15 protein-coding genes and 1 pseudogene are annotated in these 11124 nt (G+C 40.6%); 4 read left to right on the top strand and 12 right to left on the bottom strand.

Going from position 1 to position 11124, the window contains the following annotated elements:
- Window positions 1–426: 426 nt before the first annotated feature.
- Together AC2VE5_RS21635 and AC2VE5_RS21630 are read left to right on the top strand one after the other, a co-directional pair.
- Window positions 427–705 carry a hypothetical protein gene (locus tag AC2VE5_RS21635; RefSeq protein WP_486889752.1) on the top strand — a complete coding sequence of 93 codons (279 nt, stop codon included), beginning with the start codon at window positions 427–429 and terminating at the stop codon, window positions 703–705.
- Window positions 706–930: 225 nt separating this feature from the next.
- Window positions 931–1596 carry an SDR family oxidoreductase gene (locus tag AC2VE5_RS21630; protein ID WP_486889751.1) on the top strand — a complete coding sequence of 222 codons (666 nt, stop codon included), beginning with the start codon at window positions 931–933 and terminating at the stop codon, window positions 1594–1596.
- 95 nt (window positions 1597–1691) lie between these two features.
- Here AC2VE5_RS21630 and AC2VE5_RS21625 read toward each other — a convergent pair whose 3' ends face one another.
- From AC2VE5_RS21625 to AC2VE5_RS21615, 3 genes are all read right to left on the bottom strand, one after another.
- Window positions 1692–2513 (bottom strand): SDR family NAD(P)-dependent oxidoreductase, encoded by an 822-nt coding sequence (locus AC2VE5_RS21625; protein ID WP_486889750.1) that lies wholly within the window; start codon window positions 2511–2513, stop codon window positions 1692–1694.
- Window positions 2514–2912: 399 nt separating this feature from the next.
- The gene (locus AC2VE5_RS21620; RefSeq protein ID WP_486889749.1) at window positions 2913–4109 is read right to left on the bottom strand and encodes a virulence factor; all 1197 of its coding nucleotides are present in this window, start codon (window positions 4107–4109) and stop codon (window positions 2913–2915) included.
- A 183-nt stretch (window positions 4110–4292) separates the two neighbouring features.
- Window positions 4293–4610 (bottom strand): threonine dehydratase, encoded by a 318-nt coding sequence (locus AC2VE5_RS21615; protein WP_486889748.1) that lies wholly within the window; start codon window positions 4608–4610, stop codon window positions 4293–4295.
- A 55-nt stretch (window positions 4611–4665) separates the two neighbouring features.
- Here AC2VE5_RS21615 and AC2VE5_RS21610 point away from each other — a divergent pair.
- Together AC2VE5_RS21610 and AC2VE5_RS21605 are read left to right on the top strand one after the other, a co-directional pair.
- A pseudogene (locus tag AC2VE5_RS21610) lies at window positions 4666–4893 on the top strand (Lin0512 family protein); the annotation flags it as partial.
- 304 nt (window positions 4894–5197) lie between these two features.
- Window positions 5198–5884 (top strand): HAD family hydrolase, encoded by a 687-nt coding sequence (locus AC2VE5_RS21605; protein ID WP_486889747.1) that lies wholly within the window; start codon window positions 5198–5200, stop codon window positions 5882–5884.
- 104 nt (window positions 5885–5988) lie between these two features.
- Here AC2VE5_RS21605 and AC2VE5_RS21600 read toward each other — a convergent pair whose 3' ends face one another.
- The 9 genes from AC2VE5_RS21600 to AC2VE5_RS21560 all read right to left on the bottom strand — a co-directional run bounded on the left by AC2VE5_RS21600 (window position 5989) and on the right by AC2VE5_RS21560 (window position 10957).
- Entirely contained in the window at window positions 5989–6510 is a 522-nt protein-coding gene (locus AC2VE5_RS21600) for a hypothetical protein (protein ID WP_486889746.1), read from the bottom strand.
- 20 nt (window positions 6511–6530) lie between these two features.
- Window positions 6531–6935, bottom strand: coding sequence for a hypothetical protein (locus tag AC2VE5_RS21595; RefSeq protein ID WP_486889745.1), 405 nt, complete (start codon window positions 6933–6935; stop codon window positions 6531–6533).
- Between the two features lie 52 nt (window positions 6936–6987).
- Window positions 6988–7221 (bottom strand): hypothetical protein, encoded by a 234-nt coding sequence (locus tag AC2VE5_RS21590; protein WP_486889744.1) that lies wholly within the window; start codon window positions 7219–7221, stop codon window positions 6988–6990.
- Window positions 7222–7397: 176 nt separating this feature from the next.
- A complete protein-coding gene (locus AC2VE5_RS21585) occupies window positions 7398–7613 on the bottom strand; it encodes a hypothetical protein (protein WP_486889743.1) in 216 nt (71 codons plus the stop codon).
- Window positions 7614–8025: 412 nt separating this feature from the next.
- On the bottom strand, window positions 8026–8289 hold the full coding sequence (locus AC2VE5_RS21580; RefSeq protein WP_486889742.1) for a hypothetical protein: 264 nt from the start codon (window positions 8287–8289) through the stop codon (window positions 8026–8028).
- A gap of 232 nt (window positions 8290–8521) precedes the next feature.
- Complete coding sequence (locus AC2VE5_RS21575) at window positions 8522–8989, bottom strand: hypothetical protein (protein ID WP_486889741.1); 468 nt, start codon at window positions 8987–8989, stop codon at window positions 8522–8524.
- Between the two features lie 212 nt (window positions 8990–9201).
- Window positions 9202–10044: an AcrVA2 family anti-CRISPR protein gene (locus tag AC2VE5_RS21570; RefSeq protein WP_486889740.1), complete on the bottom strand. Its 843-nt coding sequence runs from the start codon at window positions 10042–10044 to the stop codon at window positions 9202–9204.
- A gap of 56 nt (window positions 10045–10100) precedes the next feature.
- On the bottom strand, window positions 10101–10331 hold the full coding sequence (locus tag AC2VE5_RS21565; RefSeq protein WP_486889739.1) for a hypothetical protein: 231 nt from the start codon (window positions 10329–10331) through the stop codon (window positions 10101–10103).
- Between the two features lie 83 nt (window positions 10332–10414).
- Window positions 10415–10957: an HNH endonuclease gene (locus AC2VE5_RS21560; protein WP_486889738.1), complete on the bottom strand. Its 543-nt coding sequence runs from the start codon at window positions 10955–10957 to the stop codon at window positions 10415–10417.
- Window positions 10958–11124: the final 167 nt, after the last annotated feature.

The following is an 11124-nucleotide window of genomic DNA, read 5'->3' as shown; positions in this document are numbered from 1 at the left end:
ATTGGCGTTCCCAGAGGAGCTATCAAAGAGCGACTTGTCTTCATCCATCAAATCTTTGGAGTGGTTGCATAATTCAAACTCCTCCCACAGGGCTTTTCTATTCTCACCCAGTTTTTGCAACACAACCATTAATATTGCCTAAGCGTTAGCGTAGTGTCCGCTCTACGGAATCGCAAATCGTTTGAGATTAAAACGTCGTTTCTCCATAATCTTAGATTACCCAGATTAAAACGTGAAAGTGCCTCCCCTTGCATAAGTTTTTGCGCTCCAGCTAAGATGATTTTTCCAAGGCAAGTGTCTATCGGTATCTTACCAAGCTCGCTTTCTATACTTTATAAAACCTTAATGCCCCGAATCTAGGATTCATACAAAAACCCTCCAATGGGCAGATGAGTGTTGAGCAACTGAATATACATACTCAAAAATATGGAAAACACTCTATTTGATCGAACTTTTCGAGACAGTCAGGGTCAGATTGTCATAGCTCAGATGCCCAATCTGCCGATTCTAGTCTGGCTGACAGCCACGTTACTCAACCTGATTCCTACAAATAGCAACATTCACACTGGATTAGACGCACTCGCGTTTGGCTCTCTATTCACCTGGGCGTGGTTAGAATTATTCCAAGGTGTCAACTACTTCCGGCGGGTTCTAGGATTGATTGTGCTGCTGGGCGCAATTGCTTCTAGATTATCCTGGTCGTGAAAGGTTACCGCTCAAGGCATTGCCAGCTTTGTGAAAAAGCTGGCAAAATATCTATATGGTATTTCTGAAAAACTTGGTAAAGCTTCTCCAAAACATACTTAGTAAAATATATCACCTCCAGAAGCAATCCCTGTAGTATTTATAACGGATGCGATAGTTCTTAAACAAACCACCGTTGGCATCGCGCTATTCTAGGAAAGAATCAACCAGGCAGTAGCGCGTTCTATGGCAACCTATCTAGTTACAGGGGCAAATCGCGGCATCGGCTACGAATATTGCCGTCAGCTTCAAGCCAGAGGAGATACGGTTATTGCAGTTTGCCGGACTGTAACGGATGAATTGAAGGCGTTAGGAGTCAGAGTAGAGGATGGCATTGATGTGACTTCTGAGGCGGCGGTTGCTTCCTTACACGAAAAGCTAGGAGAAACCCAAATTGATGTCTTAATTAATAACGCGGCGATCGCCAAAACCATCACACTAGAACATCTTGATTTCAACAGTATTCGAGAACAGTTTGAAGTCAATGCTTTGGGCGCGTTGCGGGTAACTCAAATATTACTTCCCCACCTCAAAGCGGGTACAAAGGTTGTAATAATGACGAGCCGTATGGGATCAATATCTGATAATACTTCTGGCAGTTCCTACGGCTATCGGATGTCCAAAGTCGCACTATCAATGGCAGGTAAATCGTTGTCCCACGACCTCAGACCACGAGGTATTACTGTAGCTATTTTGCATCCAGGCTTGGTGCAAACCCGAATGACCAATTTTACAGCAAACGGTATTACGCCAGAAGTATCGGTACGAGGATTGTTAGCGCGAATTGATGAGTTGACGCTAGAAAATACAGGTACTTTTTGGCATAGCAATGGCGAGGTGCTGCCTTGGTAGTAAGTTGCTTTTTGGCTAGTAGCACATAGAAAGGTCTAAGGTAATGAAGCAGTTTTTAAATTAGACCTTCCTTTAGTAAAAGGGACAAAGGTTCATTATGAAGCGTTCTTAGCGTATCTAAATCTTTGATAACGCTTTTGTCTTTCCTGAGAAAGCGGAGCCGCCATCAGTAATATCTTCTCTACCAACATTGGAGCAATACGGTTGAACCATACAGCTAAATGACTTTGCCATCCTACCAAGATTTCCGGTTCGTCTTTACGCAACCCGGCAATTAGCCTAGTTGCTACTTGCTTAGAAGTCATCGGCACTACCCAACGGAACAATTTTAATTCTCGCACCATATCAGTGTCAGTCAAAGACGGTAACAAAGCTGTTACTCGAATATTATGTGCGGCTAGTTCACCACGCAAAGCTTGAGTAAAGCCTAAAATTGCAAACTTGGTAGCGGAATAAGTAGCCATTGTCGGTGCGGCTATCTTGCCCATGAGACTAGAAACATTAACGATGTTCCCTTCTTTTTGTCTTGCCATGCGCCGAGCAATTATCCGAGTAATAGTGTACATCCCGACTAAATTAACAGCAAGCTCTTCTTGCATATGCGGCAGTTGGGATTGCAAGAAAGGAGTTTGGTGGGCAACTCCAGCACAATTGACAAGCAAATGAATTGGCCCATGATCTCGCCACGCTTGCGCTAGTGCAGTATTAACTTCTACAGGCTTTGTTAGATCCAAAGCTAAGATTGCAACTTCTACGCCAAGATCCGAAACTAAAGCCGCCACTTCGGCTAACTTAGCTTGATCCCGTGCCAGTAACAATAGGCGTTTAACTCCTTGATGAGCTAATTCTAGAGCGATCGCTTGTCCTATCCCTCGACTAGCTCCAGTAATTAAAGCTGTCTTTCCTTGAATATTCATAACTAAAACCTCCTTGCTTATTGTTCCTAATGTGCTGTTAACCAGTGTCAGACTGGGAAAAAACCAGATTGAAGTAGAGCATGGATGGCATATCTCCTAAACACAATCATTAACAGAGCTAACTGTTTGAACACACCTTAACAACGGGATCAAGTATCTGCAACATTTATTAACAAAAGGGGAAAATTGTAATGTAGTTATACAAAGCTCTCAGAGACTGGCACGATCATCAGCAGCAGCGCAAATATCCGTCCGCTCTTTGCAGCGACCACTTCTATCAGGTTCGTGGACTTGTGCGGAAATTGGGAAAACTATGAGAGGAAGGTAGTCATAATGAAGACACAACCATTACTTGATTCTGCTAGAGAAAATTAAGTAATGCAGCAATTAGAGTTGTAATTATTGGTTTACTATGCCTTGAGTAATCCTTTGCCACATTGGTAGTTGAGTATCGCCACCGCCCTCAATCCTTTCCAACGCTGCCATCATCTCAATCCGTACATCAAATTCGGTTTCGCTTTTAACAGCTTTGTGTAAAGCATCCAAAGCGCCAAAGTCGCCCAATTCATTACTGAATCGAGCGGCTCTCCACCTCACTAGCTTCGAGGGATCTGTTAAGGCTCTAGTCATGGTCGCGATCGCTGCAACATCTCTCAAATCGCTTAAGGCATCCCCCGCCGTCCGACGCACAATAGCGGAGGGATCGCTAAGGGCAATCCGACAAAGCGGTTCAACTGCGTCTTTCATACCACTACCACCCAAAAGAGCCGCCGCCCAACGTCGGATTGTACTTTGTTCGTCATTGAGTAAAGTCAAAACCCGATCCAATGTTTCAAGATTTACTTCAAGCTGTTGGAGGGCTTTGAGTCGATTTTTCCAGTTCGGATCTTGTAGTTCCGTTAACAGAGATTGCTGCAAATCGGTATGGCTAGTTTGTTTAGTTTCAGCATGATTAGAGATTGCGGCAGATTCTATTCGAGCCAATTCCTCGTCATCAATTAGATCGGCAATTTCATCAGCAACTATCCTCGCCACCTCATCAGCAGAGCCAGCCGGGGACTGATAAGGTTCCCAGCGTCGCTCGGCTACATAATTGGCTCCCGTTGCCACAGTTGTCCTTTGCAACGCTTGGTTAAATCGGTCGGGCAATGCCACCCGTGCTTGTTGACCATCGGCAGAAACCGCACGGACTTGAATTGGAATTGCCCGAAACATTTGTACGGCAACTTCAACTTGACCAAAATTTGAGGGTGTAAGCTGCTCGGTAGTGAAATTAGCACTGGTTGCTGTTATCTGAGAGGGAGAAACTTGAGCGAGTAGCGCTTTGTCAGCATCCTTCGCTACCCCAATAATATCCGCCGCTTTCGCTAAAATAGGTTGCCAATCTGCGTTTCCTCTGCGCGTAAGGGTAATGAAATCCTGGAAAACGAAGACCGATTGCACTGATTCAATAGCAAGTAGCTGTTGGGCAAAAGCAGGAGCATCCAGCTTTATTTCGCCTTGTTGTAGAGTCAGGGCTTTAGCGCTAATCACTTGATTCAGGTTGAGCTTGATACAGTGAGGGCTGGGGGTAGTTTCAATCGAGCGAAGTTGCATAGCCTCATCCTTAAAGTATCAATATCAAACAGCCAGCAGTCAAGGCAGTTTTAAAACAAGTGGCATCTACCGTCAATCCTAGCTCATTATAATTGGGTAAAAATTTCCAAAGCCATACTTGTGTGACATACCCTTCATTCATCCAAAACCCCACTTCTGCGAGCGTTAGAAAACCCCGATGTCCTACCTCGAAGTTTTTAGTTGTTGAGCCATCTTTATGAAGTCTTTCATCTTAGAATCAGGACGACGAGTAGTGCTATCAGCGCCTAGTGAACCAAGATTTGCTTTACTAGGCACTGCCTCTTTTTCAGTTGGTTTTAAACTTTGTTCTTCATTTGTTTCCAGAAAATCTTGTGCGTCTGTAAACCCAAGCAGTTTACCGAGAAAGATTAAAAGTTGTTTGAGCCAGCTAAAGAGGTTTTTCATCAAATTAAAGAACTGATAAAGCCAACCTTCAAGGCGAATGAGCGAATTTTGAAGGATCTGAGTTAAACGAAACATGGCAATAACTAGAATTTAAAAAGTATATATAAGCTAATCTTACCTAAATTTAACGTCAGCCGAATATGATCGGTTGTGTTGCAAAAACCAAGTAGCTGTACCTTACCCAGAGCAAGTGTGGGAATCTGAGGTATTAGCGGTGCTGCCGTTTGGTCGCAAGTCTTTAATTGTTGAGTCCGGCGGGATGGTGGTTCAAGGTCGGGCGTATTCTTCACTTAATGATAAGAATGACGAAATGCTAATTGCGGTTGCTGCTGTTACGGTTCGTCTTGAGACTAATTAAAAACCAAGTTTGGGGAGCATAGGAACAATATAATGTCAGTTTTAAGTTATCCCCTAGAACTAAATGCGCGATCGCCAATGTTCTCTACGCTATGCGTAATCGCCTCCGGCACGAATGGCACGCGCGTTAAGCCACGGGTGTTCCGATTAAAACCATTGCTCATCCTACTTTCAAGTTATTTTTGGATACATTTCCCCTCCCCCTCTTTCGCCACTCTACCTATCTTACGGAGGAACATTTCTACTGCTAATTCTGCTGCAATATAGATTAATGTTTTACAACTCAACATCAAAGCAAGCAATTTGTGATCGAAGCTGTAATTTTCGACATCGACGGAACACTGGTTGATACTGTTGACTTTCACGCCCAGTCCTGGGAAAGAACTTTCACTCACTTTGGTCATCAGATTCCTTATGAGCAAATACGCCTCCAGATCGGTAAAGGCAGTGACAAGTTAATGCCAGTCTTTTTTTCCCTGGAAGAACTTAACCAATCAGATGATGCTCAAAGCCCCACTTTCGGTGAACGTATGCGAGATTATCGCAGGGAACTCTACAAGAACGAATATCATCCCCGGATAAAAGCTTTTCCTCAAGTGCGTGAGTTGTTCTTGGCAATTAAAGCCGACGGCAAACTCCTTGCTCTAGCTTCCTCGGCTACAAAGGACGATTTAGCAACCTACAAACAGATTCTGAATGTTGAAGATTTAATCGATGCTGCAACCACTACCACAGAGGTAAAATCGTCTAAGCCAGATCCGGATCTGTTCTTTGACACGCTGGATAAGTTAGGTAACGTTGCTCCTAATAATGTCATTGTTGTAGGCGATACACCCTATGACGCAGAAGCGGCAGGTAAGGCGAACCTACGCACGATTGGTGTACTTTCTGGTGGTTTCGCCGCAGAAAACTTACGTCAGGCAGGTTGCATTGCCATTTACCAAGATATAGCCGATCTGCTGGCACACTACGATGAATCTCCGCTCAAGTAATTTCTGGCGGGTTCTTTGTCATAACGAGCAATTTTTGAGTGCTTGAATGATTCAGCCCAATGCGATCGCGCCTTAAGGGGTTAGGGGCAGCGTCACAATTCAATTTACAAGGGTTTTAGGAAAGACTTATGCTTATCATGAGACATTCGGTTAGAGTGGAATTTAGGATGTAGTGCGCCTTTAGGGAATCCATCTTGGAGTATTTGGTGTTTGTCTACACGGTAGTTATCTAAGATTCCATAACACTTAGTTTTTAAGGCTATTTCTCTTACAAATTTTTCAGTAAAAATTACTCCAAAGTAAGTGCAGTCAGTAAAATCTTCATTCCGCGTAGGATCAATTACCTGAGCATTGTCATCAATTAGCCAAGCATGAACTATTGGGATTGGCACTTCATTAGAAATAGCAAATCCTTCACAATAACTTAGTTCTGGGTAATTCCACAATGCTTGAAAACAGTTTTGATAACAAGATTTAGGTTGTCCTTTAAATGGGCTAGGTTTAATCCTTTTCAAAAATGACTGACCATTTTCTAATATCAGGCGTTGAATATTTTTAGAAGGATTTATAGATTTTTTATTTATTCTGTCATTTAATTCTGCTTGTTGATTTAGAAATGCCAACATATATTCGAGGTTATCACTCATTAGCTTAAAGAAAGTGAGTTAAAGGGTTTGACAAGTATTTGAATAATAGGCAGTGGCAGCAGGAGGAAATTTACAGGCTCTCCTAAATAAGAAACGCTCTTTTCAGAATTTGCCCAGAAAACTCCATGCGGAACATCTGAAGTTTCCCCAATCCACATTCTTAGCCGATAATCAACTCGCAAGTCTCCTACATCAATCCAATAATGTAGAGGAATTGTGTGGTTAGTAGGTTTGTGTGTTACTTGACCAATGTTGACAGTATGTTTGATTTTTTCATCTGATAAGATTCTGTGAAAGACTTGTGTTAACCCATCACATTCTAAATGTTTCAAGGAATTGAAAGGATTGGGGAGAAGATGAAGGCGATTAATCAATGTATTGTCATACTGCTTAGATTCTTTCATCAAATTTGATTGGTAAAAATAGTATTGATTGATAACTATTTAGAAGTCAAAGTTAAAACCCTTGCTGCTCTAGTATCCTTAACTTGGCTAACTTTCGATTGAGGAGCAAAGCATCGCTTTCAGGCTTACCACCTTCACCATTCCAGCGTTCTTCTTCCAGCCATTCTATATTTTCAGGTGTAGGGCGAAATGACCAAACTGGTCGTTTTCTGTTGTATTCTGCCTGTGCTTTTTGAACTACATTAGGATGTTCCTCATTCCACTGTTGCTGTTTAGACTTACTCATTTTAACTATTAATACTTCTAAACATACATTCAGTTCTATACCCTACAATTAGTTAAATAAATAGTTGATTAACTATTTATTTTGAAAAGAGCGCGTCACCACTGAGCGTAATGCCGGAAGCGAAGCCCTGCGTGCGCGTTTGCGCTATCGCACTTCATTAAAGCTGTAAATATAAATTAACTAAGGTAATATTTAGATTCAGCCTGAAAACCCGCATAAAATGCCGCTTGCAGTTCGTCTCTTAGTTCTTCGGCCAAGTCACCCCATTTTGATACGCCAGCAGTATGAATCAAGTCCTCTCTGTCATCTTTAGTCATGAATGAGGTTCTTTGGTTAGCTCTAGCTTCGGCTCCGAAGCTATGAGCAGAACTTAGAAGCTTTTGTTTATCCATTCTTTTTTCTCCAATCGGTAATTAATTGACTGCTACAAAATAAAGTTTTGGGCTGTCGTTAGCTACTAATTTCAAACTTAGAAGTTACTTTTGTACGACGGATTCAATACTTTCTAAGCTTTTCCCAATCGGATTATAATTAGGGGGGAACTGGAAAAAATCAGATGCCCAGTAACTTGTCTTTGTTTTATGCTCGTACTCTGCAACTTCATCATAGGAGCCGATACATATTTTATTTTCTGTAAAATATAACCGAATCTTTCCTTCTTTATTTGGTACTAACATAAAATTCAACTTCTTAACTTTAATAGTAAAACAAATTTACAAAGCAAATCCGCTCTTTACCGTAGGTTTTTAGACATTATAGTTTTAGGCATCTACTAAAATTGTAAGCTTCTCCTACTTGAAGCTATTAACTTTGTCTAGTCGCTTGTTCAATTCTTAACTGGAGATAAGAATCCTGCTCAGGCCATCCTAATTTCCAAGCATCCATGCGCTTAAGAACTTCAGGCTCCCAATCGGAAGGAAAATATTGCTGAATAAGTAAATAGTGGTTCAATTCTTCTTCCGTTAACCACCATCTCCTCCCGCTAAAAGAAACAGGGTAAGTTTTTTTATAACCCGTGCTTGACCTAGACAAAATATCATATTCAACTTCATCGCTTGACTCATTCATATCTAATTTTCCTCTTTTATGTTCGCATTCTGTACTTGCAACAATTTTTTGTATTTGGTAGTTAATAGATGTTTAATTTTTCTACTTACTGAAAGCTTTTTATTGTTTATTTCTCCTTCTATTTTTATTTATTTGTATTAAATAACAGTAATTGAAATTTCCAACCTCTCTTGAAAACCTCGGAGTTGGGAAACCACACCCTCAAGTTTCCGCCACTATAAATAGACGCGCGTTAGTGAGACAATAAATACTGTCTACCAAAATCTTCGTACCAAACCAAAAGATGATCACCTAACGTATTAAGAGAAATCTGGCTTAACGCGCACGATTCATTAAACTTCTTAGTAGTCTTCAGTAAAGTATCGTAAGCTATCCATCCGTTGTAAACTTTTTCGACGCTGCTATAAGTTGTGGTTGACTTCTTGATAGATTTGTCGAACATTGAACGGCTGGCTTTTACACCATCAATTATTAAGCTTGCAAATTCACTTTCATGCCAAATTGTAGTCCCCGAACATTTTGCTTTCGGAGCATCTTGGATTAGCTTGTAATTGTCCGTAAACTCAACTTCTTTAGCATAGATTGACCCAAGATAAGTATCGACAGCGATCGCCGGAGCATCCACCAACTCACCCGTTTCCTTAGTCGCCTTCTTGTTAGCTCGAATAATATGCCGATTAACATATATCTGTGCTTTCATAGAGAGTAATTCCTTTTAAATAATGGGAATTGCGATCACTCTTTCCGCCAAGCCATGAGAAATCGCTTATACCTAATATTTTACATCGTTTACTATGTAAAAGCAAGATATTGATTGATGTATGACTGAGTTTTCGGAAACAGATCCAACATCAGAAAATTATTTGCGTTCAGGACTACCGCATAATAAAACATTAACTAGCTAATGTTTTATTATGCTTTGCCCATAACTATAACTGGTTCAATCCAAACTAATTTTCTGTGCTGTCTGCCTTCCCCATAGGGCTGATTTCGCAAGTACCCTCTGCGCCAATGAACGCGGGGAGAAGAATGAGTACCGCCTTTATCTGATGTATCTTCGGACTTGACGCGATAGTTTTTCCCAATCCACAGGGGTTCGTAGAAATCTTTGGCTTTATTCTTGGCAAATCCCTGATTAATTCTGATTACTTGAGATTCTGTATCTACTAATTCAGGGCGGCACTCCATGATTAGAATTAGTCGCAGTAATATTGACTGCAAATAACTATTAAACTCTACAACTGCTTGTGGATCTACATCTTGGACATCGGCATAAGTTAATTGTCTTAAGTTATCACTTACCTTAAACCTGCGGCAGAAGAAACTAGATCCATCAATTGCAGTCCAGTAAAGATAATCGTCACTAGGATCGTAGTGCCAAAAGATTGCCTCAATGCTACGTTTCTCTGGAGACAAAACTACATTTTTGGGCAGTATAAAAATTCCAGTTTTCATTGCCCAGTGCAAGCTATCAGCTTCAATACTCAAATCTGATTGCATGAGCGCTGTTAGTAAATCTTTACCCACCCAATAAGCAGGACATTTAGCTTCACCTACTTTGTAGAGAGCGTAAAGAGAAGTGTATATTGAATTTTTACTATCAGTTGTTAATTTCTGACGAATCTCGTTTTCTTTGACAGAAAAGTAAATATCGGCAACATGACCGCATATCTTTTCATAGTCTTCGTAGCCATCTACACTTACTACAGGACAAATAACGAGCGCCTCATACCAACCTTTAGGTTTTTTACTCATGTTCTATTTGACGAAATTTGAGATTCAAACTTACTTAATACAAAAGCATCTAGTAACTAAAGATAATCAAATATTTTTTTGTTAACATATCCAATCTGCTTACCTGCTAATAAAAACAACACATTATTTTTATCAGGTGCAGTAAAGCCAGTTTCTAATTCTGACTGAAGTACCATTCCCTTTACTTCATATTCAATAGGAGCGGAAGGCTGAATCACGATCCTTATTTCCATTTCAGGATCTAAATCCTCTAATTCATTTATTAGATCTTGTACCTTCATTTTCATCTTTTTATCTCCTTGACTCTTTACTAAATAAGCATAGCGAATTTTGTGTAAGGACACATGAAAACTAGATAATATTTAAAAGCTTAAGCAGTTTTAAATATGTTTTGGCGATGCCAGCGTAGCGCTTCCAAGCGGGGATAATATTGTGCGTTGACTGGTAGGCGAATGCGATCGCCATTGAACTGTTGCATAGGTTTACTGTTCGGATCATCTTCACGAAGGTCGTCTTTTACTAGGATAGTAAAATCATCGTTGATACTGAACCAACCCTTATCAAATGCCCAATGATGATTTTTGCATAACGAAATGCCGTTATCAATGCGGTCATCATAGAATTGAGAGAAGGGCATAATATGCGACCCGTCTACAATATTTTGTCCTAATGAGTTAAGTATCTGTAACTCGCAAAAAGCGCAACGATGTTCGTAGATAGAAATAATAACTTTACGGAAAGCAGCATCTCTAACAACTGTTTTAGTTTCATCCTTTAATACGGATTCTTCGTAAACTGTGCCACCTGTAGCTAATAGTTTCTGCTGAAATTCAGCAAAAGCATTAATGCGTAAAACTTCTTGCAATTGTTGAGTTTTATCAGCAAACCAAAAGTTGAGCAAGGTAGTAATCAACAAATTTCTAGGTATAGGTTGTTGCAATAGCTCAAACAACGGTTGTGTTGCAAAAAATGGTAGGCTAAAATAATGCTGCTAGAGAAAATAATTCTGCCTGCCTCTAATGAATCCTAAAGCTCCATTCAAATGGCGGCATTACCAGTCCGAAATTATCTTGCAGTGTG

The organism is Aliterella sp. E5.1 (assembly GCF_057473825.1).
The sequence above is the reverse complement of the archived record's forward strand: the minus strand, read 5'-3'. Positions and strand labels throughout refer to the sequence as shown.